Consider the following 23136-nt stretch of genomic DNA (forward strand, 5'->3'; position numbering starts at 1 on the left):
CCCAGGGACCGAACCAACCCGCGGCGGAAAACAAAATGCCAAACCGTGGGCTGTACGACCCTCAGCAGGAGCGCGACGCCTGCGGTGTAGCCTTCGTGGCCGACCTGCACGGACGCCGCTCCCATGATGTGGTCGCCAAGGGCCTGTCGGCGCTGATCCGCCTCGACCACCGGGGCGCCCGCGGCGCCGAGTACAACACCGGCGACGGCGCCGGGATCATGCTTCAGGTCCCGGACGCGTTCTACCGCGCGGTTCTCGACGTGCCGCTGCCCGAGGCCGGTTTCTACGCCACGGGGCTGGTGTTCCTGCCGACCGACGCGGGCGACGCGGCGCGGGCCGTCAAGGTCATTGAGAAGTACGCCCTGGTCGAGGGCGGCGAGGTGCTGGGCTGGCGGGACGTGCCGGTGGTGGCCGACGGGCTCGGCCAGACCGCCGAGGACGCCCGCCCGGCGATCAAGCAGGTCTTCCTGGCCGCTCACCGGCTCACCGGCTCGCCCGCCGGGCCGGCCGGCGCGGCGCTGCACGGCATCGAGCTGGACCGGGTCGCGTTCTGCATCCGCAAGCAGGCCGAGCGGGAGACGACGCAGCGCGGCATCGGGGCCTACTTCCCGTCGCTGTCCTCGCGCACCATCACGTACAAGGGCATGCTCACCCCGGACCAGTTGCCGGAGTTCTTCCCGGACCTGACCGACGAGCGGGTGGCCAGCGCGATCGCCCTGGTGCACTCGCGGTTCGCCACCAACACGTTCCCGGCCTGGCCGCTGGCCCACCCGTACCGGTTCATCGCGCACAACGGCGAGATCAACACGATCCGGGGCAACAAGAACTGGATGGCGGCCCGCGAGGCGCTGCTGCAGTCCACGGTGCTGCCGGGCAAAATCAAGCGGCTGTTCCCGATCAACACGCCGGAGGCGTCCGACTCGGCCAGCTTCGACGAGGTGCTCGAGCTGCTGCACCTGGCCGGGCGCAGCCTGCCGCACGCGATGCTCATGATGATCCCGGAGGCGTGGGAGAACGACCCGGGCATGGAGCCGAAGCGGCGCTCGTTCTACCGCTTCCACGCCTCGCTGATGGAGCCGTGGGACGGCCCGGCCGCGGTGGCGTTCACCGACGGCACCGAGATCGGCGCGGTGCTCGACCGCAACGGCCTGCGGCCGGGGCGCTGGTGGCACACCGCGGACGGCCTCGTGGTGCTGGGTTCCGAGGCGGGCGTGCTCGACCTCGACCCGGCGACCGTGGTGGCCAAGGGCCGCCTCCAGCCGGGCAAGATGTTCCTGGTGGACACCGCCTCGGGGCGGATCGTGCACGACGACGAGATCAAGGCCGAGCTGGCCGCCGCCGAGCCGTACGACGAGTGGCTGCACGCCGGGCTGATCAACCTGGCCGACCTGCCGCCGCGCGAGCACGTCATCTACACCCACGACTCGGTGACCCGGCGCCAGCAGGTGTTCGGCTACTCCGAGGAGGAGCTCAAGATCCTGGTGGCGCCGATGGCGCGCACCGGTGCCGAGCCGCTCGGATCGATGGGCACCGACACGCCGATCTCGCCGCTGTCCACCCGGCCGCGGCTGCTGTTCGACTACTTCCACCAGCTGTTCGCGCAGGTCACCAACCCGCCGCTGGACGCCATCCGGGAGGAACTGGTCACCAGTCTGGCCACCACCATCGGCCCGGAGGGCAACCTGCTCGCCCCGGGGCCGGCGTCCTGCCGGCAGGTGGTACTGCCCTACCCGATCATCGACAACGACGAGCTGGCCAAGCTGCTGTCCATCGACGAGGACGGCGACCTGCCCGGGTTCAAGGCGGTCCGGGTCAGCGGGCTCTATCCGCTGCGCGACGGCGCGGCCGGGATCAAGGCGCGGCTCACCCAGATCTGCCGGCACGTGTCCGAGGCCATCGAGGACGGCGTGCGGATCCTGGTGCTGTCCGACCGGGACTCCAACGCCGACCTGGCGCCGATCCCGTCGCTGCTGCTCACCGCCGCGGTGCACCAGCACCTGGTGCGCGAGCAGACCCGCACCCAGGTGGCCCTGGTGGTGGAGTCGGGTGACTGCCGCGAGGTGCACCACGCCGCGGTGCTGATCGGGTACGGCGCAGCCGCCGTCAACCCCTATCTGGCGTTCGAGTCGGTCGACGACCTGATCACCACCGGCCCGCTCGCCGGGCTGGACCCGCGGGTGGCGGTGCGCAACTACGTGAAGGCGCTCGGCAAGGGCGTCCTCAAGATCATGTCGAAGATGGGCATCTCGACCGTGTCCTCTTACTGCGGCGCGCAGGTGTTCGAGGCCGTCGGCCTCGACAACAAGCTGCTGCAGCGGTATTTCGCCGGCACCTCGGGCCGGATCGGCGGCTCCGGGCTGGCCGAGATCCACGCCGAGGTCAAGGCGCGGCACGAGAAGGCGTACCCGCAGAACCCGGCCGAGCGGGCGCACCGCCGGCTCGAGGTGGGCGGCGAATACCAGTGGCGCCGCGAGGGGGAGCTGCACCTGTTCAACCCCGAGACGGTGTTCCTGCTCCAGCACGCCACCCGCTCCAAGCAGTACGACGTCTACCGCAAGTACACCGAGAAGGTGGACGGTCTGGCCGCCGAGGCCGGGTCGCTGCGCGGGCTGTTCGAGTTCAAGAAGAACCGCACCCCGGTGCCGCTGGAGGAGGTGGAGCCGGCCAGCGAGATCGTCAAGCGGTTCGCCACCGGCGCCATGTCGTACGGCTCGATCTCGGCGGAGTCGCACGAGACGCTGGCCATCGCGATGAACCGTCTCGGCGGCAAGTCGAACACCGGGGAGGGCGGCGAGGACGTCGACCGGCTCTACGACCCGCTGCGCCGCTCGGCGGTGAAGCAGATCGCCTCCGGCCGGTTCGGCGTGACCAGCGAATACCTGGTGAACGCGGACGACCTGCAGATCAAGATGGCGCAGGGCGCGAAGCCCGGCGAGGGCGGCCAGCTGCCCGGCAACAAGGTGTGGCCGTGGATCGCGAAGACCCGGCACGCCACCCCGGGCGTCGGCCTCATCTCGCCGCCGCCGCACCACGACATCTACTCGATCGAGGACCTGGCCCAGCTGGTCCACGACCTCAAGAACGTCAACCCGCAGTCCCGGGTGCACGTCAAGCTGGTCAGCGAGATCGGCGTGGGCACGGTCGCGGCCGGCGTCGCGAAGCTCAAGGCCGACGTCATCCTGATCTCCGGGCACGACGGCGGCACCGGTGCATCCCCGCTGAACTCGCTCAAGCATGCCGGTTCCCCGTGGGAGCTGGGCCTGGCCGAGGCGCAGCAGACGCTGCTGCTCAACAAGCTGCGCGACCGGGTCACCGTGCAGGTCGACGGCCAGCTCAAGACCGGCCGGGACGTGGTGATCGCGGCGCTGCTCGGCGCCGAGGAGTTCGGTTTCGCCACGGCGCCGCTGATCGTCTCGGGCTGCATCATGATGCGGGTCTGCCACCTGGACACCTGCCCGGTCGGCATCGCCACGCAGAACCCGGTGCTGCGCGAGCGCTTCACCGGCAAGCCCGAGTTCGTCGAGAACTTCTTCCTCTTCCTCGCCGAGGAGGTGCGCGAATACCTCGCGCAGCTGGGCTTCCGCAGCATCGACGAGGCGATCGGCCACGCCGAGGTGCTCAACGTGCGCAAGGCGGTCGACCACTGGAAGGCCAAGGGCCTCGACCTGGCGCCGATCCTGTTCGTGCCGGAACTGCCCGAGGGGGCGGCCCGGCGCGGCATCGTGGCCCAGGACCACGGCCTCGACAAGGCCCTCGACAACCGGCTGCTCAAGCTGGCCGAGCCCGCGCTGAGCGGCGGCGACAAGGTCGACGAGGTGCTGCCGGTGCGCAACGACCACCGCAGCGTGGGCGCCATGCTGGGCGGCGAGGTGACCCGGCGGTTCGGCGGTGCCGGCCTGCCCGACGACACCATCACGTTCACCCTGCAAGGCACCGCCGGGCAGTCGTTCGGTGCGTTCCTGCCGCGCGGTGTCACGCTGCGGCTGATCGGCGACACCAACGACTACGTGGCCAAGGGGCTGTCCGGGGGCCGGGTCGTGGTGCGGCCCGACGAGCGCGCGCCGTTCGTCGCCGAGGACAACATCATCGCCGGCAACACCATCCTGTACGGGGCGACCGCCGGTGAGGTGTTCCTGCGCGGCCGGGCCGGTGAGCGGTTCGCGGTGCGCAACTCCGGCGGCGTCGCGGTCGTCGAGGGCGTGGGCGACCACGGCTGCGAGTACATGACCGGCGGCACCGTGGTGGTGCTCGGCCCGACCGGGCGCAACTTCGCGGCCGGCATGAGCGGCGGCACCGCGTTCGTGCTCGACCTGCTGCCCACCCGGGTCAACCCGGAACTGGTCGACCTGGCCCCGCTGACCGCCGACGAGCAGCAGACGCTGCGCGCCCTGGTGCACAAGCACCTGGACGAGACCGGCTCGGCGGTGGCCGAGAAGCTGCTGGCCGACTGGCCGGCCGCGGTCGGGCGGTTCACCGCGGTGGTGCCGCGCGACTACAAGCGTGTGATGGAGCTGATCAGGACCGCCGAAGCCGCCGGTCGCAATGTGGACGAGGCGGTCATGGGGGTCAAGGGTGCCTGATCCGAACGGCTTTCTGCGGTACGAGCGGCAGCTGCCCAAGCGCCGCCCGGTGCCGGTGCGCATCCGGGACTGGCGGGAGGTGTACCCGCCGGCCGGCGAGGAGCTCATCCGCGACCAGGCCACCCGGTGCATGGACTGCGGCATCCCGTTCTGTCACGAGGGCTGCCCGCTGGGCAACCGCATCCCGGACTGGAACGACCTGGTGCGCACCGGGGCCTGGCAGGCGGCGGCCGAGTCGCTGCACGCCACCAACAACTTCCCGGAGTTCACCGGGCGGCTGTGCCCGGCGCCGTGCGAGGCGGCCTGCGTGCTGGGCATCTCCGACGACCCGGTGACCATCAAGCAGGTCGAGGTCGAGATCGCCAACCACGCGTTCGACCTGGGCTATGTCCGGCCGCAGCCGGCCCCGGCGCCGACCGGCCGGCGGGTCGCGGTGGTCGGTTCCGGCCCGGCCGGCCTGGCCGCCGCGCAGCAGCTGGCCCGGGCCGGGCACGCGGTCACGGTCTTCGAGCGCGACGACCGGATCGGCGGCCTGCTCCGCTACGGCATCCCGGACTTCAAGATCGAGAAGAACGTGGTGGACGCCCGGCTGGCCCAGATGTCGGCCGAGGGCGTGGTCTTCGAGACCGGCGTCAACGTGGGCGTCGACATCACGGCCGACGACCTGCGCGAGCGTTTCGACGCGGTGCTGCTGGCCGCCGGCGCGCTGGCCGGCCGGGACGCCACCGAAACGCCGGGCCGCCGGCTCAACGGCGTGCACCTGGCCATGGACCACCTGGTGCCGGCCAACCGGGTCGTCGCCGGCCTGCAGGACAGCACCCCGATCGACGCCGCAGGCAAGCACGTGGTGATCATCGGCGGCGGCGACACCGGCGCGGACTGCCTCGGCGTCGCGCACCGGCAGGGCGCGGCCAACGTGATCCAGCTCGACCAGTACCCGCTGCCGCCCGAGGTGCGCGCCGCCGAGCGGCACCCGTGGCCGACCTGGCCGGTCATCCTGCGCAACTACCCGGCGCACGAGGAGGGCGGCGACCGGGTGTTCGGCGTCGCCGTCCAGGAGTTCGTCGACGACGGCAACGGCAACGTCCACGCGGTGCGCGTCGCCGACGTGGTGGTCGAGCGCATCGACGGGGTCCGCACGGTCACCGTCACCCCCGGTTCGGAGCGCGACCTGCGCGCCGACCTGGTGCTGCTGGCCATCGGCTTCGAGGGTACCGAGCAGCAGCCGCTGCTCGAGCAGTTCGGCATCACCCGCAACCGGCGCGGCGTGCTCGACGCCGACGCCCGGTGGCAGACCACCGCTGACGGCGTGTTCGTGGCCGGCGACATGCACCGCGGCGCCTCGCTGATCGTGTGGGCGATTGCCGAGGGCCGGTCCGCGGCGGCCGCCGTCCACGATTACCTGGGCGCGGCCGGCGATCTCCCGGCGCCGGTGCCGGCCGGGGCGCAGCCGCTGGGCGTGTGACCACTCACGCGAGAGTCGCGTTACGGCAGTACCCACCCGGCCCGCCGCGTCGCCGCGGCGGGCCGCGGCGTGTTTCCGGTGGTCGACGGTGCCGTCGCGTACCGGATAGGGGGTTGTCGCCGCACCCGGCGTAAGCCTCCCGATAAGCTGTTGCCCGCGGTCGCTGAAGCCCGCCCGACGACGCAGCGCGCCCACCCCCCGGGTGGGGAGGCCTCGTTGTCGCCAGACAGACGCCGTTCACCCCGCCGACGGGGGTCGGCTGCCGGGCCGAACCGAGAGAGAGACTAGCCTGATGGCCGTGACACGCCGCGTAAAGATCGTTTGCACCATGGGCCCCGCCACCGCGTCCGCGGAGCGCATGCTGGGGCTCGTCGAGGCGGGCATGGACGTGGCCCGCATGAACTTCAGCCACGGCAGCCACGACGACCACCAGAAGGTGTACGGGCTGGTCCGCGAGGCCGCGAAGCAGACCGGCCGGGCCGTCGCCGTGCTCGCCGACCTGCAGGGTCCCAAGATCCGGCTGGGCAAGTTCGCGAACGGGCCGCACGTGTGGAACACCGGCGACCTCGTCACCATCACCAGCGACGACGTGCTCGGCACCCCGGACCGGGTCTCCTGCACCTACACCAAGCTGCCGCACGAGGTAAAGGTCGGCGACCGGCTGCTCATCGACGACGGCAAGGTGGCGGTCGAGGTCGCCGCGGTCGACGGGCCCGACATCCGCTGCCTGGTCATCGAGGGCGGCCCGGTCAGCAACAACAAGGGCGTCTCGCTGCCCAACGTGGCGGTCAGCGTCCCGGCCCTCAGCGACAAGGACGAGCAGGACCTGCGCTTCGCGCTGCAGCTGGGCGTCGACCTGATCGCGCTGTCGTTCGTCCGCTCGCCCGACGACATCAAGCTCGTGCACAGCATCATGGCCGAGGAGGGCCGGCACGTCCCGGTCATCGCCAAGGTGGAGAAGCCCGAGGCGGTCGACCACCTCGAGCAGATCGTGCTGTCCTTCGACGGCATCATGGTGGCCCGCGGCGACCTCGGCGTCGAACTGCCGCTCGACCAGGTGCCGCTGGTGCAGAAGCGGGCCGTGCAGCTGTGCCGGGAAAACGCCAAGCCGGTCATCGTGGCGACCCAGATGCTCGAATCGATGATCGAAAACTCGCGGCCGACCCGCGCCGAGGCCTCCGACGTGGCCAACGCGGTGCTCGACGGCACCGACGCCGTGATGCTCTCCGGCGAGACGTCCGTCGGCAAATACCCGGTGCTCACGGTCAGCACCATGGCCAAGATCGTCTCCACCACCGAGGCCGGCTCGATCCCGGTGCCGCGGCTCCAGCACGACCCGCGCACCCACGGCGGCGCGCTCACCGTGGCCGCGTCGCAGATCGCCCGCAACATCGGCGCCAAGGCCCTGGTCGCGTTCTCGCAGACCGGCGACACCGTGCGGCGGCTCTCCCGGCTGCACTGCGACCTGCCGCTGTACGCGTTCACCCCGGTCCCCGAGGTGCGCGACCAGCTGGCCCTGAGCTGGGGCGTGGAAGCCTTCCTCACCGACTTCGTGCAGCACACCGACGAGATGTTCGCGCAGGTCGACGCCAAGATGCTGGGCCTCGGCCTGGCCAAGCCCGGCGAGTACGTGGTGGTCGTGGCCGGCTCCCCGCCGAACGCCCCCGGCTCCACCAACACGCTGCGCGTGCACCAGATCGGTTCGCTCGCCGACACCGCGACGGACTGACGTTGCCGCTCTTCGGACAGGCCGCCGTCGACCAGCTCCTCGAGGTTCTCGACCTGGAGCAGGTCGACGCGGCCGCGTTCGTCGGCGAGAGCCCGCAGACCGGCGCCCAGCGGGTCTTCGGCGGCCAGGTCGCCGGCCAGGCCCTGGTCGCGGCCGGCCGCACCGTCGAACGGGACCGGTTCGTGCACTCCCTGCACGGCTACTTCGTGCGCCCCGGCGACCCGACCGAACCGATCCGGTTCCAGGTGGAGACCATCCGCGACGGCCGGTCCTTCTCGGTCCGCCGGTCCACCGCCCAGCAGCACGGCAAGACGATCTTCTTCATGTCGGCGTCCTTCCAGGTCCGCGAGGAAGGGCTCGACCACCACTCGCCGGCACCCCTCGACGACGTGCCCGGACCGGACGACGTGCCCACCATGCTCGACTGGGTGCAGCGCTACCCGAGCCGGGCCGGCATCTTCGCGTCCGCACCGCAGGCCGTCGACGTCCGTTACGTCGGCGTGCCCGGCTGGGTGCCGCCCGGCGACCGGGTGGCCAGCGAGGAACAGCGCGTCTGGATGCGGATCAACGGCACGCTGCCGGACGACCCGCTCATCCACGCCTGCGCCCTGACCTACGCCTCCGACCTGTCGCTGCTCGACTCGGTGCTGTCGGTGCACGGCGAGGTCTGGGGACCGGGCGGCGTCATCGGGGCCAGCCTCGACCACGCGCTCTGGCTGCACCGCCCGTTCCGCGCCGACGAGTGGTTCCTTTACGACTGCACCAGCCCGTCGGCCAGCGGCAGCCGCGGCCTCGCCATGGGCCGCATGTTCACCCGCGACGGCCGGCACATCGCCAGCGCCGGGCAGGAGGGCCTGCTGCGCCGCATCGGCGAGCGCAAACAGTAGAGCCCCGCCCGGTGTGATCCCGGCCCGGCGACTGGCCGGACTCCCGATCACACCCGGACGGGGCCCGGGGACGGCGACTCAGCGATGCTTGTCCGCGGCCTCCGCGGCCGCACCCTCCGGCGTGTCCGGCGCCGGGGGAAGATTGTCCGGAATGCGGTGCGCGCCCTCGGTCGTGCCGGTCACTCCCGCCTGTGCGATCATCTCGTCCAGGTCGCGCGTGCGCCGCACCACCTCGTCGTGGAACGTGTCCGGCGCCGCCGTCTCGGCCCGGTGCCGCGCATGCGCCGGCTCCTCCTCGAAATCGGTCAGGCCCGCCGAGTACCCGGCAACGCCATCCGCCCGCTCCGGCGACAACTGCAAAACATCAGCCCGTACGCCCGACACCTCGCGCAACCGCAGCGCCGTCACCAGATCCGCCACTCCGCGCAGCACGGCGAGACCGCCCAGCAGCAGGATGATCGGGTCGGCCGAGCGCGCCAACGGCCCTGACGCGTAAAACCCCAAACCGGCCTGCGCCACCCCGAGCGCCATCATCAGCCCCCAGGTGCGGTCGGTGCCCCGGTTCATCGTCGACACCGCCACGTCCAGGCCGCCGCGCACCATCAGGTACCAGCCCACCAGCGCGGCCGTGTTCGCAAAACTCGAACCCGGATTCGCCAGGATCAGCACACCCGTGATCGCGAACAGCACCCCGGTACCCGCGTTCAACCACCAGGTACGCGTACCCGCCAGCGCCCGGACCCCCTCGCACAACGCCCCGAACAGGACCATCGGCCCCGCCACACCCACCAGGTCGGTCGGCTCCAGCCGCAGCACACTCCACGCGATCGCCAGCCAGGCCACACCGGCGAACAGGAGAAACCCCCACATCGTGTCGCGAACGACGGTCAGGGGGGCAGAACCGGACCACAACATTAGGCCTCCAGCCGAAGGTGTCCCTGCCATGACAGCATCCGCACCCCGCACCGGCCCGGCGTTCGCGCAGATTCCCAGTTCCATCCCAGCCGCATCCGGGTAGTAGTCCGGGGGTGCGTACCCCCACCGCACCCGCCGACCTCGACGCCGCCCTCACCGCCGCCCAAGCCGGCGACCGGCACGGCTACGCCGCCCTCTGGCGCCACCACCAGCCCGCCGTGCTGCGCTACCTCTACGTCGTCATCGGCGAGCACGCCGAGGACGTGGCCAGCGAAACCTGGCTGCACGTCATCCGCGACCTGCACGGATTCCACGGCGACCTGGGCGCTTTCCGCGGCTGGCTGTTCCGCATCGCCCGGCACCGCGCCCACGACGAACGCCGCCGCACCCGCCGCAGCACCCCGTCGGCGCCGCCACCCGCCGCACCCGACGCCGCCACCGGCGCCCTGGAGGGCGAGGGCACCACCTGGGCCCTGACCGTCATCGCCACCCTGCCACCCGACCAGGCCGAAGCCGTCATGCTCCGGGTCGTGGCCGGGCTCGACGTCGCCACCACCGCCCACATCCTGGGCAAACGTCCCGGCGCCGTGCGCATCGCCACCATGCGCGGGCTGCGCCGCCTCGCCAAACATCCCCAGGTCCGAGAGAGGGTGTAACGGAATGAGGTCCCCGCGCGCTCTCCTACAAGCGATGCGCACCCGGCGAATCCAGCGGATCGGCCCCGCCGACGCCGACCGACTGGTCGCCGGCGACCACCCCGGCCATCCCGGCCTGCGACACCTCCTCGACGCCGCACGAGCACCGGCAACGTCGAAGGAACTCGCTGGCGAGAAGGCCGCGGTCGCCGCCTGGACCGCGCACCGCCGACGTGCTGCCCCAACTCCCAGGAGCGCGCGCAGCGCGGCCGCCGCCATCCCGGTGGCGGTCGCGCTGGCTCTCGTTGCGCTCGGGGGCGCGGCCCGCGCCGGCAACCTCCCCCGGGAAGCCCAGCAGCACGCGCACCGCCTGTTCTCGGCGCTGGGCATACCAGCGCCGAGAACGGGCCCCCACCAGGTCGGCACCCGGCCGTCACCGACGCCGGCGCCGAGCGTCACGGCGCTGACCTGGTGCGAGGCGTGGCGCGGACGAAGGCCGATGAGCAGCGCGGAAAGCAGCGGGCTGGTCGCGGCGGCCGGTGGCGAGGACCGGGTGGGCAGGTTCTGCGCCGAGCTGGAGATCAAAATCACCACTTCGGGCCGATGAACCGATCGAGGCGGGCGACGGCCTCCCGGCGCGCGACGGACAGGGTGTTCGATCGAGCCATCCGCCACGCGATGCCGAGCTGATCCAACGAGCTCCGGCAGAGGAGCATGATGTCGGTGGATTCGTTAACAAAGGTGTAACGCGGGTAGGCGTAGTGCTTGCCGTTCCGGAGGACACGATTGGTGAATCGGCTGCCGTCGGAGTGGAACAGGCCGCGCAGAAATCGCTCCGGCTCGCCGTGCACCACTTCCTGTTGCCAATCCGTCAATTGGATTTTTCGACGATGCTTCACACCAGGCCCGTGTTGCGGGATCAGGCAGGGCCAATGTTTCCAATGCGCCCGGACGCACATGCAGCCGACGCGCTCCTGATAACCGACCGTCCTCGCGCCGCAGGCCTCCATGGCGTGTGAGATCTCGTGAATGAGCCCGGGGTGGCGCACGTCGCAGGTGACCGTCAGGAGCGGCACGCGCTGCGTGGTCAACAGGTGGCCGTCGCCGAGGTACTGCCCGAGGAGGTAGGCATAGGACCGGGCGTCGTCGATCTTGCGCCGGGGGTGATCGCAGCGCGGGTATCGGGTGTCGGTCTTCGAGGCCGCGGTGCGCCGCTTGTAGAGCCAGCAGGCGATCGTGTTGCGCGACAACCTCAGCCGGCGGCAGATTTCACTGAATGGCACGCCGGCGGCGTGCAACTGGAGCGCTTTTTCCCGGAGGTGTGGCGGATGCACAACCAAATGGTGGCGGAGGGGTATGACAATTCTTGTGCCCCCGGTGGGATTCGAACCCACACTGTATGGTGTTTGAGACCATCTTCTCTGCCGGTTGGAATACAGGGGCCGGCTCGCTCGGTCACCACTGGTTCACCCTCATCGGGTTGGTCCCGCCGGGACGAGCTTCCGACAGCCTACCTACTACGCTTAGGGCGGCGACACCCACATACCGGGGTGTCGCAACTTCGGGAGTGTTGGGGGTAAGGGTTCCGTGGCCGACACGCAGGCTGGTGCCGAGCGCAAGCGGGTCTTGATCGCCGAGGACGAGGCCCTCATCCGCCTGGACCTGGCCGAGATGCTGGTCGAGGAGGGCTACGACGTGGTGGGGGAGGCCGGTGACGGCGAGACCGCCGTGCGCCTGGCCGAGGACCTTCGCCCGGACCTGGTCATCCTCGACATCAAGATGCCGATCATGGATGGGCTGGCGGCCGCTGAGCGGATCGCCGGCGGGCGGATCGCGCCGGTGGTGATCCTGACCGCGTTCAGCCAGCGTGATCTGGTGGAGCGGGCCCGGGCCGCCGGGGCGATGGCCTATCTGGTCAAGCCGTTCCAGAAATCCGACCTGGTGCCGGCCATCGAGATCGCGCTCTCCCGGTATTCGGAGATCGCCGTCCTGGAGTCGGAGGTCGCCGGTTTGTCCGAGCGGCTGGAGACGCGCAAGTCGGTGGAGCGCGCCAAGGGCGAGCTGATGACGAAATACCAGATGACCGAGCCGCAGGCGTTCAAGTGGATCCAGCGGACCGCAATGGATCACCGGATGACGATGCGTGAGGTGGCGGACCGGATCCTCGCGGAGGGTCAGGAGGCGGGCGGCGCCCAGCAGCCCACTAGTTGATCTTGGCGTAGTGCGTTTGTAACACCCCTCATCAGGCTGGAGTCATCGCACGTAACGGTTCGATGAAAGCCTGATCGAAGTCTTTTGGGGAGCCCGCATTCTGGGATAGCGTCCGGCCCCATGACGGGCGCAGTGTGGTCGTGCGTGCACGCAAGTGCCAATCGGCCTGCGGTGGCTCGGTGGGTTCGTTTGGAGGAGGGGTTCCAACCTTGAGGCAGGTTCTCGCACGAGCCATCAGCGGGGTAGCCATGATCGGGCTGCTCGCCGGCGCGGCCGCTTGTGCCAGCGACGACGGCGACGGCGGCGGCGGCACCGGAACGGCTTCCGACTGCGGCTACAAGATCGCATTCTTCGGCGCGCTGACCGGCGGTAACGCTCAACTCGGCATCAACATCCGAGACGGCGCCAAGCTCGCTGTGGATCAATACAACAAGGCCAACGCCAACTGCACCGTGGAACTGGTCGAGAAGGACTCGGCCGGCGACCCGGCCCAGGCTTCCGGTCTGGCGACCGCGGTCGTGCAGGACGCGAAGATCCTCGGCACCGTCGGCCCGGCGTTCTCCGGCGAGTCGAAGGTCGCCAACCCGATCCTGAGCAAGGAGGGCGTGGTCATCATCACGCCGTCCGCGACCAACCCGGCGCTGGCGACGCAGGGTGACAAGACCTTCCACCGCGGTCTGGGCAACGACGCGTCGCAGGGCCCGGGCGCGGCCAACTACATGAAGTCCGTGATGAAGGTCCAGAAGGTCTTCGTCATCGACGACGCCTCCGAGTACGGCAAGGGCCTCGCCGACCAGGTGAAGCAGACGCTGGGCTCGGCCGTGGTCAAGTCGGCCGTGGTCAAGGAGCAGCAGACCGACTTCGGTGCGCTCGTGACCGAGGTGAACGCGTCCGGCGCCGACTCGATCTTCTGGGGTGGCTACCTGCGCGAGGCCGCGCCGTTCATCAAGCAGTTCCGCGACGCGGGCGGCAAGGCCAAGTTCATCGCCGGCGACGGCGTGAAGGACCAGGCCTTCGTCGACGGCGCGGGAGCGGCCAGCGCCGAGGGCGCGATCCTGACCTGCCCGTGTGTTCCGCCGGAGAAGGCGGGCGGCACGTTCGCGGCCGACTACAAGACGGCGACCGGCCGGGACGCCAGCACCTACTCCGCCGAGGCGTTCGACGCGGCGAACATCCTGCTGGCCGGCATCAAGGCCGGTAACACCACGCGGGAGAAGCTGGAGACCTTCGTCGACGGCTACACCGGCCAGGGCGTCACCACCACCTTCAAGTTCCAGGAGAACGGCGAGATCGCGCCGGAGTCGGTGGCGGTCTGGGCCTACACGGTGAAGGGCGGCCAGATCGTGGCGGTCGAGGAGACCCCGAAGAGCTAGTTCTCGGGGGGCTTTTCCCTAGTTCGCCACGCTACGGATTCGTGCGGTCGGAAGCTTCGCTTCCGGCCGCGCGGCCTGTGTGCATGTCTGCGCTGGAGTAGCTTTGAACTTCGAATTCCTGGGCGACAATTTCATGGCGCTCACCGTCACGGGCCTTACCCAAGGGTCCATTTACGCTCTTGTCGCGCTCGGCTACACGCTCGTCTACGGTGTCCTCCGGCTGATCAACTTCGCGCACTCCGAAGTTTTCATGATCGGCACCTTCACCACGGCGATCGTCTGGGCCGCCCTGGGTTTCGATGTGGGTGCGTCGGCCCCGGGCACGTTCGGTGTCATCGGTCTGATCCTGGTGGCCATCGTCGCGTCGGGGGCGGCTTCCGGGGCTACCGCCCTGGTGGTGGAACGGCTGGCCTACCGGCCGCTGCGGAAGCGCAACGCGCCCTTCCTGATCTTCCTGATCAGTGCGATCGGCGCCTCGGTGGCGTTGTTCGAGACCGTCGGCGTGCTGACCGGCCGGCAGCCGCGGGGCATGCCCAGCCTGGTCCAGCCGAAGACCCAGTTCACCCTGTTCGGTGCCAACATCACGAACCTCCAACTGGGCATTCTGTTCAGTGCGCTGGCGATGATGGTGATCCTGGACGTGTTCATCAACCGCACCCGGCTGGGCCGTGGGGTGCGTGCGGTGGCGCAGAACCCGGACGTCGCCGCGCTGATGGGCGTCAACAAGGACCGCGTCATCATGCTGATTTTCGTGGTGGGCGGCATGATGGCCGGCGCCGCGTCGGTCCTCTATGACATCAAGGTCGGCCTGACCACGTACTCGGTCGGCTTTCTGATCGGTATCAAGGCCTTCACCGCGGCCGTGCTGGGCGGCATCGGCAACCTGCGCGGCGCGCTGCTGGGCGGGCTGCTGCTGGGCGTGGTGGAGAACTACGGCGCCGGCATCTGGGGCAACGAGTGGATGGACGTCGTCGCCTTCATCGTGCTGGTCGTGGTGCTGCTGTTCCGCCCGACCGGTCTGCTGGGTGAATCGCTGGGGAAGGCGCGCGCGTGAGCGTAATTGAATCCTTGCGGAAGGCCGACAACGGCCGGTTGCGGGCGGTCACCGGATTGCGGGACCGCTGGTCGGATCTGCCGCGGGCGTGGCGGATCGGCGCGATCGGCGCCTTCCTGGTGCTGCTGTATTCGCTGCCCGGCCTGGAACTGCCGCTGCTGACCACCCCGGACACGGATTTCACCTCGGTGCTTTTCCTGTGTGCCGTGTATGTGCTGGTGGCCGTCGGCCTGAACGTGGTGATCGGTCTGGCCGGCCTGCTGGATCTGGGCTACATCGGATTCTATGCGGTCGGCGCCTACACCGTGGCCATTCTGGGCTCGCCGAACTCGCCAGTGGTGGTGAAGTACCCGTGGGTGGTGTGCATCCCGATCGCGATCGCGGTGACGATGGTGTCCGGCCTGATCCTGGGCTGGCCGACGCTGCGGCTGCGCGGCGACTATCTGGCGATCGTGACGCTCGGCTTCGGTGAGATCATCCGGGTGTTCGCGCTGAACTCGGACATCACCAACGGCAACCGGGGTATCAATGCGGTCCCGCCGCCGGCCGAGGCGCTGTGGCCGGCCTGGATGGACTGGTTCCCGGGGGCGACCGCGGGCCGGCCGATCTTCAGCGTCTCGGCGGTGCTCGGGTACTACTGGCTGGCGCTGACCCTGGTCGTCATCTGCATGCTCGGCGTGCGGCGGCTGGAGCGTTCCCGGGTCGGCCGGTCGTGGCTGGCGATCCGCGAGGACGAGGAGGCCGCCGAGGTGATGGGCGTGCCGACCTTCAAGTACAAGCTGTGGGCGTTCGCCATCGGTGCGGCGCTGGGCGGCCTGTCCGGCGCGTTGTTCTTCAGCAAACAGACGTTCATCAACGCTCAGGGCTTCGACCTGTTCACCTCGATCCTGTGGGTGGCGGCCGTGGTCATCGGCGGCGCCGGCAACCAGCTGGGGGTGGCGCTCGGCGCGATCCTGCTGGCCTACCTGCCGGAGCGGTTCCGCGAGTTCGCCGACTACCGGCTGCTGATCTTCGGCCTGGCGCTGATCGTGATGACCATCTTCCGGCCGCAGGGCCTGCTGCCGAGCCGGCGGCGCACTGTCGAACTCAAGGATCGGGCGAAGGAGGCGACTGTCGTTGAGTGAGCTGACGGGCAAGACGCCGCTGCTGGAGGTCGACAACGTCACCATCCGCTTCGGCGGTGTGGTGGCGCTCAACGGCGTCGATTTCACCATGTACGAGGGCGAGATCCTCGGCCTGATCGGCCCGAACGGCGCGGGCAAGACCACCTGCTTCAACGCGATCACCGGCGTGGCCCGGCCGTCGGCGGGCGCAATCCGCCTCAGTGGTCAACGACTGGTGGGGCGCAAGCGTCACCAGATCACCCGGATGGGTATCGCGCGGACGTTCCAGAACATCCGTCTGTTCCCGGAGATGACGGCGCTGGAGAACGTGCTGGTGGGCGCGGACGCCCGGCACAAGACCAGCGTGGTCGGCGCGCTGTTCCGCACCTACCGGGTGCCGGTGAAGCCGGAGGAACGGACCGAGATCACCGCGACCGGGGGCGCCGCCCGGGCGTTGCAGCAGTTACGCCGTACCGGCCAAAGGTTTTTTGGTTTGTCCCGGCACACGCTGGAGGAGCGGGCGGCCCGGGAGAAGGCGATGGGACTGCTGTCGCTGGTCGGCATCGAGGGGCGGGCCGGCGAACTGGCCCGCAGCCTGGCCTACGGCGAGCAGCGACGGCTCGAGATCGCCCGGGCGCTGGCCACCGAGCCGAAGCTGCTGTGCCTGGACGAGCCGGCGGCCGGCTTCAACCCGGCGGAGAAGGTCGAACTGCTCAACCTGATCCGCAAGATCCGCGACACCGGGGTGACGGTGCTGCTGATCGAGCACGACATGCGCCTGGTCATGGGCGTCACCGACCGGATCGTGGTACTGGAGTTCGGCAAGAAGATCGCCGAGGGCACGCCCGCCGAGGTGCGGGACGACCCGGCCGTCATCGCCGCTTACCTGGGGGTGCCGACCGATGCTGCTTGAGTTGTCCGACGTGACCCTGGAGTACGGCCGGATCCAGGCGCTGCACGGCATCAGCCTGACCGTGGACCAGGGCGAGATCGTGGCCCTGATCGGCGCGAACGGCGCCGGGAAGTCGACCACGATGCGGGCCATCTCCGGGTTGCGGCCGGTGGCGTCGGGGAAGATCCACTTCGACGGGCAGGACATCACCAAGATGCGGGCCGACCTGCGGGTCGTCCGGGGCGTCTCGCAGTCGCCGGAGGGCCGGGGCGTGTTCCCGGGCATGACGGTGCGGGAAAACCTGGAGATGGGCGCGTACACCCGCAAGGTCCGCACCGAGGTCGACTCCGACCTGCAGCGGGTGTTCGGCCTGTTTCCGCGGCTCAAGGAGCGGGAGCGGCAGTCCGGCGGCACCCTGTCCGGCGGCGAGCAGCAGATGCTCGCGGTCGGCCGGGCGCTGATGAGCCGGCCCAAGCTGCTGCTGCTCGACGAGCCGTCGATGGGTCTGGCGCCCAAGCTGATTCAGCAGATCTTCGACATCATCGTCGAAATCAACCAGCAGGGCACGACCGTGCTGCTGGTGGAGCAGAACGCGCAGCAGGCGCTCTCCCGGGCGCATCGGGCGTACGTTCTGGAGACCGGCCGGATCGTCAAGGAGGGCAGCGGGTCCGAACTGCTGCACGACCCGGCGGTCAAGGACGCCTACCTGGGCGTCGCCTAACCCCTTTGAAACACACCTCTCTGTGAGGAGACATCGCATGTTCCGCACCACCCCTGGCCGGCGGGCGATCCTCGGACTGGCCCTCGCGGCGGCGCTGACCACCTCGATGGCGGCCTGCGGTTCGGAGACCGGCAGCACCGGCACCGGCGGCAGCCCGGTCACCACCGCCTCGGCCGACACCGGCCTGGCCGACAAGGTGCCGGCCGACATCAAGGCGGCCGGCAAGCTGATCGTGGGCACCGATGCCACGTACGCGCCCAACGAGTTCCTGGACGCCGACGGCAAGACGGTCATCGGCTTCGACGTCGACCTGTTCAACGCGGTGGCCCAGAAGCTCGGCCTGACCACCGAGTGGCAGCCCGCCTCGTTCGACGCGATCATCCCCGGCGTGACCAGCAAGAAGTACAACGTCGGCGTGTCCTCGTTCACGGTGAACGCGGAGCGGATGAAGGAGACCACCATGGTGTCCTACTTCCAGGCCGGCACCCAGTGGGCGGCCAAGGCCGGCGCCACCGTCAACATCGACGACGCCTGCGGCAAGAAGATCGCGGTGCAGACCGCGACCGTGCAGGTCGACGACCTGACGGCCCGGTCCAAGAAATGCACCGACGCGGGCAAGCCGGCCATCACGATCGACCAGTACCAGGCGCAGAGCGACGCCACCAACGCGGTGGTGACCGGCAAGGACGAGGCGATGCTGGCCGACTCGCCGATCTGCGCGTACGCGGTGAAGCAGACCAACGGCCAGCTGGCCCTCGTCGGCGACATCTACGACTCGGCGCCGTACGGGTACGTGCTGCCCAAGGACCAGGCGGACACCATGGGCGCGGCGATCGAGGGCGCGCTGGCGGCGCTGATCGCCGACGGCTCGTACAAGACGATCCTGGCCAAGTGGGGCGTCGAGGCGGGCGGCATCACCGACCCCGCGGTGAACCCGACGGTCTGACCGCGGGATGTCCGAACAGACAGAGACCGCACGGGCACGGCCTGAACCCATCAGGGCCGTGCCCGTGCGGCACCCCGGCCGCTGGCTGACGATCGCGGTCCTCGGCGTGCTGACCGCGATGTTCCTGCACGTGCTGCTCACCAACGAGCAGTTCCGGTGGAGCTTCATCTTCCTGTCCTACGAGCCCGGCAAGCGCGGCGTGATGTTCACCGAGCCGGTGCTCGCGGGACTGCGCGGCACGCTCCTGCTGACCGTCTGGTCGATGCTGATCGGCATCGTGCTCGGCGTGATCATCGCGATCATGCGGCTGTCGGACAACCCGATCCTGCGCGCGGTCGCGTTCGGCTACACCTGGTTCTTCCGGGCGGTGCCGCGGCTGGTGCTGTGCGTGCTGTTCGGCAACCTGAACATCCTGTGGGACCGGATTGGCTTCGGCCTGCCGTTCGACCAGCAGATCGGCCGGCTGTTCGGCATCGACGACCTGAACGCGCAGTTCTACAGCATCCGGGCCAGCGACCTGCTGGCCGGTTTCGTGGCCGGCATGCTGGCGCTGGGCCTGTCCGAGGCCGCGTACATGGCCGAGATCGTGCGGGCCGGCATCCAGTCGATCGACCCCGGGCAGTCCGAGGCGGCGGTCGCGCTGGGCCTGTCCCGTTCGCAGGTACTGCGCCGGGTGGTGCTGCCGCAGGCGATGCGGGTGATCGTGCCGCCCACCGGCAACGAGGTCATCGCGATGGTGAAGGACACCTCGCTGGTGGCGTTCGTGCCGCTCAGCATCGAGCTGTTCTTCCAGCTCAACGCGATCAAGGCGCGCACCTTCGTGGTGTTCCCGGTGCTGGTGGCCGCGGTGATCTGGTATCTGATCATCTGCACCGTCCTGATGGCCGCCCAGTTCTTCGTGGAGCGGCATTTCAGCAAGGGATACGGTGCCACCGGGCGGGCCCGCCAGCGGCTGCGGGACATCCAGGTCGAGCAGGGTGGGCGGATCACACCGGAGAGTGGGGCGACATGACCGAGGAGATGGTACGCGCCGACGACGTGCACAAGTCGTTCGGCTCGCTTGAGGTGCTCAAGGGCATCGACCTGGTCGTCCGGTCCGGCGAGGTGTGCTGCGTCCTCGGCCCTTCGGGGTCCGGGAAGTCGACGTTCCTGCGCTGCGTCAACCACCTCGAAAAGATCAACGCCGGCAAGATCTTCGTGGCCGGCGAGCTGATCGGCTACCACGAGCGCGGCGGCAAGCTGCACGAGATGAAGGACCGGGACGTGGCCCGGCAGCGGCGCGCGATCGGCATGGTGTTCCAGCGGTTCAACCTGTTTCCGCACATGACGGTGCTGCAGAACGTCATGGAGGCGCCGTGCAAAGTCAAAAAAGAGACCAAGTCCGAGGTACGCGACCGCGCCGTGGCCCTGCTCGAGCGGGTCGGCCTGGGTGACAAGGTCACGAACTATCCGGGGCAGCTCTCCGGCGGCCAGCAGCAGCGGGTGGCGATCGCCCGGGCGCTGGCCATGCGGCCCAAGCTGATGCTGTTCGACGAGCCGACCAGCGCGCTCGACCCGGAACTGGTCGGCGAGGTCCTGGACGTGATGAAGGACCTGGCCCGGGACGGGATGACCATGGTGGTGGTGACCCACGAGATCGGTTTCGCCCGCGAGGTCGGCGACTCGGTGGTCTTCATGGACGGCGGCGTGGTGGTCGAACAGGGCGCCCCGGCCGAGGTGCTCAGCAACCCGCAGCAGGAACGAACCAGGGCATTTCTGAGCAAAGTGCTGTAAAACGGACAGGGGTCGGCACCATTCCTGTCGTACCCCGGGTCTAGAGTTCCCTGACGTGAGCGACGACGCCCAGACCCCCCGTTTGCTGCTGCTCGACGGCCACTCACTGGCCTACCGGGCCTATTTCGCGCTGCCGGTGGAAAACTTCAGCACCCAGACGGGGCAGCACACCAACGCGGTGTTCGGCTTCACCTCCATGCTGATCAACATGCTGCGCGACGAAAAACCGACGCACATCGTCGTCGCGTTCGACGTCTCCCGGCACAGCTTCCGCACCGAGAAATACGCGGAATACAAGGCCGGCCGGTCGGAGACCCCGGCGCCGTTCCAGGGCCAGGTCAGCCTGATCAAGGAGATCCTCGAGGCGCTGCGCATCCCGGTCGTCGAAAAGGCCGGCTACGAGGCCGACGACGTGATCGCCACGCTGTCCTGCCAGGCTCGCGACGCCGGCTTCGAGGTGGTCATCTCCACCGGCGACCGCGACGCGTTCCAGCTGGCCGGCGAGCACGTCACGATCCTCTACCCGGTCCGCGGCGTCTCCGAGGTCTGGCGGATGACCCCGGACGCGATCGAGACGAAATACTTCGTACGCCCCGAGCGCTACCGCGACAAGGCCGCGCTGGTCGGCGAGACCAGCGACAACCTGACCGGGGTGCCCGGCGTCGGCGACAAGACGGCCGCGAAATGGATCAACGAGTTCGGCGGTCTCGACGGCATCGTGGCCAACGCCGACAAGATCAAGGGCAAGGCCGGCGACAACCTGCGCACCCACCTGGCCGAGGTGCTGCGCAACTACGACCTCAACGCGCTGGTCACCGACCTCGAGCTGCCGCTGCGCCCCGAGGACGTGCGCTGGCACGGCTGGGACCGCGAGGCCGTGCACCAGGTCTTCGACGCCCTCGAGTTCCGGGTGCTGCGCGAGCGCCTCTACTCCTACCTCGAGGCGGTCGAGCCCGAGGCCGAGTCCGGCTTCGACATCGCCGGCCAGGTGCTGCGCTCCGGAGAGGTGGCCGGCTGGCTCGCCGAGCACGCCCGCGAGGCCCCGCTCGGCGTCGCGGTCACCGGCACGTTCGGCCGCGGCACCGGCACGCTCACCGGCCTCGCGGTGTCCACCGGCGACGGCCCGGCCGCGTGGTTCGACCCGGCCGCACTCGACCAGGCCGACGAGACGGCGGTGGCGGCCTGGCTGGCCGACCCCGACCGGCCCAAGGTGGTGCACGACGCCAAGCCGGCGCTGCTGGCCATGCGGGCGCACGGCTGGCAACTGGACGGCGTCCGGGTCGACACCGCCCTCGCGGCCTACCTCGCCAAACCCGACCAGCGGGCGTACGACCTGACCGACCTGGCGCTGCGCTACCTCAAGCGCGAGCTGCGGGTCGAGGAACCCGACAACGGCCAGCTCACCTTCGACGGCCTCGGTGACGACGGTGCCGCCGAGGAAAACCTGATGCTGCGCGCCCGGGCCACGCTCGACCTGGCCGACGTGCTCACCGAAGAGCTGTCCCGCGACGACGGCGCCTCGCAGACCCTGCTCACCGAGGTCGAGCAGCCGCTGTCGCGGGTGCTGGCCGAGATGGAACACCTGGGCATCGAGGCCGACACCCACTACCTCTCCGAACTCGAGGCGCACTTCGCGGCCGAGGTCAAGGCGGCCCAGCAGGCGGCGCACGAGGTGGTCGGGCGGGAGTTCAATCTGGGCTCGCCCAAGCAGCTCCAGGAGATCCTGTTCACCGAGCGCAACCTGCCCAAGACCAAGCGGATCAAATCCGGGTACACGACCGACGCCGACGCCCTGCAGAGCCTGTTCGCGCAGACCGGCGACCCGCTGCTGGAACACCTGCTGCGGCACCGTGACGTGGCCAAACTCAAGTCCACGGTCGACGGCCTGCTCAAGTCGGTGTCCGACGACGGCCGCATCCACACCACGTTCAACCAGACCGTGGCGGCCACCGGGCGGCTCTCGTCCACCGACCCCAACCTGCAGAACATCCCGATCCGCACCGAGGAGGGCCGGCGCATCCGGCGGGCCTTCGTGGTGGGTGACGGCTTCGAGCAGCTGATGACCGCCGACTACAGCCAGATCGAGATGCGCATCATGGCGCACCTGTCCGGCGACGAGGCGCTGATCGCGGCGTTCAACTCGGCGTTCGACTTCCACGCGGCGACGGCGTCCTCGGTCTTCCACGTCCCGGTCGAGGAGGTCGTCCCCGACCAGCGCCGCAAAATCAAGGCGATGAACTACGGCCTCGCCTACGGCCTGTCCGCGTTCGGCCTGTCCAACCAGCTGAGCATCTCGGTCGACGAGGCCAAGACCCTGATGGGCGAATACTTCGAACGCTTCGGCGGCGTCCGCGACTACCTCCAGGCCGTGGTCCGCCGCGCCATGCAGGACGGCTACACGGCCACGATCCTGGGCCGCCGCCGCTACCTGCCCGACCTCTCCAGCGACAACCGCCAGCGCCGCGAGATGGCCGAGCGCATGGCCCTGAACGCCCCCATCCAGGGCTCAGCCGCCGACATCATCAAGGTAGCCATGCTCCGCGTCGACGCCGCCATCCGCACCGCCGGCCTACGCTCCCGCATGCTCCTCCAGGTCCACGACGAACTGGTCTTCGACGTGGCCCCCGGCGAACGCGAACCCTTGGAGTCCCTGGTACGCCAGGAAATGGGCAACGCCCACCCTTTGTCCGTCCCCTTGGAGGTCTCCGTAGGCTCCGGCCGCGACTGGAACGGCGCCGACCACTGACCCCCGCGCCCGCCCACAGGCGGGCGGCCCCACCCCACGCGCGGCCCCACCCCACGCGCGGCCCCACCCCACGCGCGGCCCCACCCCACGCGCGGCCCCACCCCAC

The 23136-nt window shown here is 69.7% G+C and carries 18 protein-coding genes and 1 tRNA gene; 16 read left to right on the forward strand and 3 right to left on the reverse strand.

The genetic code is table 11. From position 1 onward, the window contains the following. Nucleotides 1-35: 35 nt before the first annotated feature. The 4 genes from gltB (at nucleotide 36) to Ari01nite_RS22045 (ending at nucleotide 8661) form a co-directional block, all read left to right on the forward strand. Nucleotides 36-4580: a glutamate synthase large subunit gene (gltB, locus tag Ari01nite_RS22030; RefSeq protein WP_203783377.1), complete on the forward strand. Its 4545-nt coding sequence runs from the start codon at nucleotides 36-38 to the stop codon at nucleotides 4578-4580. Next, entirely contained in the window at nucleotides 4573-6045 is a 1473-nt protein-coding gene (locus Ari01nite_RS22035) for a glutamate synthase subunit beta (protein ID WP_203783379.1), read from the forward strand. Before gltB ends, Ari01nite_RS22035 begins: the two co-directional genes overlap by 8 nt. Nucleotides 6046-6337: 292 nt before the next feature. Next, the gene (gene pyk / locus Ari01nite_RS22040) at nucleotides 6338-7774 is read left to right on the forward strand and encodes a pyruvate kinase (protein ID WP_203783381.1); all 1437 of its coding nucleotides are present in this window, start codon (nucleotides 6338-6340) and stop codon (nucleotides 7772-7774) included. Then, the gene (locus tag Ari01nite_RS22045) at nucleotides 7771-8661 is read left to right on the forward strand and encodes an acyl-CoA thioesterase (RefSeq protein ID WP_203783399.1); all 891 of its coding nucleotides are present in this window, start codon (nucleotides 7771-7773) and stop codon (nucleotides 8659-8661) included. The genes pyk and Ari01nite_RS22045 overlap by 4 nt, the downstream gene beginning before the upstream one ends. A 78-nt stretch (nucleotides 8662-8739) precedes the next feature. Here the strand turns inward: Ari01nite_RS22045 and Ari01nite_RS22050 are convergent, their stop codons facing one another. Then, a complete protein-coding gene (locus tag Ari01nite_RS22050; RefSeq protein ID WP_239162907.1) occupies nucleotides 8740-9660 on the reverse strand; it encodes an HdeD family acid-resistance protein in 921 nt (306 codons plus the stop codon). A 29-nt stretch (nucleotides 9661-9689) separates the two neighbouring features. Between Ari01nite_RS22050 and Ari01nite_RS22055 the strand changes: the two genes are divergently transcribed. Then, the gene (locus tag Ari01nite_RS22055; protein ID WP_203783382.1) at nucleotides 9690-10232 is read left to right on the forward strand and encodes an RNA polymerase sigma factor; all 543 of its coding nucleotides are present in this window, start codon (nucleotides 9690-9692) and stop codon (nucleotides 10230-10232) included. Nucleotides 10233-10266: 34 nt separating this feature from the next. Next, nucleotides 10267-10818 (forward strand): hypothetical protein, encoded by a 552-nt coding sequence (locus tag Ari01nite_RS22060; RefSeq protein ID WP_203783383.1) that lies wholly within the window; start codon nucleotides 10267-10269, stop codon nucleotides 10816-10818. On the opposite strand, the gene Ari01nite_RS22065 is transcribed toward Ari01nite_RS22060, so the two are convergent. Together Ari01nite_RS22065 and Ari01nite_RS22070 are read right to left on the reverse strand one after the other, a co-directional pair. Beyond that, the gene (locus tag Ari01nite_RS22065; protein ID WP_239162908.1) at nucleotides 10799-11545 is read right to left on the reverse strand and encodes a helix-turn-helix domain-containing protein; all 747 of its coding nucleotides are present in this window, start codon (nucleotides 11543-11545) and stop codon (nucleotides 10799-10801) included. The two genes, Ari01nite_RS22060 and Ari01nite_RS22065, sit on opposite strands and share 20 nt — an antisense overlap. 35 nt (nucleotides 11546-11580) lie before the next feature. Beyond that, nucleotides 11581-11654: transfer RNA gene (locus Ari01nite_RS22070), tRNA-Leu, on the reverse strand. 144 nt (nucleotides 11655-11798) lie between these two features. Between Ari01nite_RS22070 and Ari01nite_RS22075 the strand changes: the two genes are divergently transcribed. From Ari01nite_RS22075 to polA, 10 genes are all read left to right on the forward strand, one after another. Next, nucleotides 11799-12422, forward strand: coding sequence for an ANTAR domain-containing response regulator (locus tag Ari01nite_RS22075; RefSeq protein WP_203783384.1), 624 nt, complete (start codon nucleotides 11799-11801; stop codon nucleotides 12420-12422). Between the two features lie 209 nt (nucleotides 12423-12631). Beyond that, complete coding sequence (locus Ari01nite_RS22080; RefSeq protein ID WP_203783385.1) at nucleotides 12632-13795, forward strand: branched-chain amino acid ABC transporter substrate-binding protein; 1164 nt, start codon at nucleotides 12632-12634, stop codon at nucleotides 13793-13795. 103 nt (nucleotides 13796-13898) lie between these two features. Beyond that, the gene (locus tag Ari01nite_RS22085) at nucleotides 13899-14849 is read left to right on the forward strand and encodes a branched-chain amino acid ABC transporter permease (RefSeq protein ID WP_438872211.1); all 951 of its coding nucleotides are present in this window, start codon (nucleotides 13899-13901) and stop codon (nucleotides 14847-14849) included. Between the two features lie 56 nt (nucleotides 14850-14905). Further along, nucleotides 14906-15973: a branched-chain amino acid ABC transporter permease gene (locus Ari01nite_RS22090; protein ID WP_438872212.1), complete on the forward strand. Its 1068-nt coding sequence runs from the start codon at nucleotides 14906-14908 to the stop codon at nucleotides 15971-15973. Further along, nucleotides 15960-16865 carry an ABC transporter ATP-binding protein gene (locus tag Ari01nite_RS22095; protein WP_438872213.1) on the forward strand — a complete coding sequence of 302 codons (906 nt, stop codon included), beginning with the start codon at nucleotides 15960-15962 and terminating at the stop codon, nucleotides 16863-16865. Before Ari01nite_RS22090 ends, Ari01nite_RS22095 begins: the two co-directional genes overlap by 14 nt. After that, nucleotides 16855-17565, forward strand: coding sequence for an ABC transporter ATP-binding protein (locus tag Ari01nite_RS22100; protein WP_203783386.1), 711 nt, complete (start codon nucleotides 16855-16857; stop codon nucleotides 17563-17565). Before Ari01nite_RS22095 ends, Ari01nite_RS22100 begins: the two co-directional genes overlap by 11 nt. Before the next feature lie 37 nt (nucleotides 17566-17602). Next, entirely contained in the window at nucleotides 17603-18511 is a 909-nt protein-coding gene (locus tag Ari01nite_RS22105) for an ABC transporter substrate-binding protein (protein WP_203783387.1), read from the forward strand. A 7-nt stretch (nucleotides 18512-18518) separates the two neighbouring features. Next, nucleotides 18519-19523 (forward strand): amino acid ABC transporter permease, encoded by a 1005-nt coding sequence (locus Ari01nite_RS22110; RefSeq protein WP_203783388.1) that lies wholly within the window; start codon nucleotides 18519-18521, stop codon nucleotides 19521-19523. After that, entirely contained in the window at nucleotides 19520-20284 is a 765-nt protein-coding gene (locus Ari01nite_RS22115) for an amino acid ABC transporter ATP-binding protein (RefSeq protein WP_275410862.1), read from the forward strand. The genes Ari01nite_RS22110 and Ari01nite_RS22115 overlap by 4 nt, the downstream gene beginning before the upstream one ends. A gap of 55 nt (nucleotides 20285-20339) precedes the next feature. Then, the gene (polA, locus tag Ari01nite_RS22120) at nucleotides 20340-23030 is read left to right on the forward strand and encodes a DNA polymerase I (RefSeq protein WP_203783389.1); all 2691 of its coding nucleotides are present in this window, start codon (nucleotides 20340-20342) and stop codon (nucleotides 23028-23030) included. The last annotated feature ends 106 nt before the right edge of the window (nucleotides 23031-23136 follow it).

The organism is Paractinoplanes rishiriensis, from assembly GCF_016862375.1.
Taxonomy (GTDB): Bacteria; Actinomycetota; Actinomycetes; order Mycobacteriales; family Micromonosporaceae; genus Actinoplanes; species Actinoplanes rishiriensis.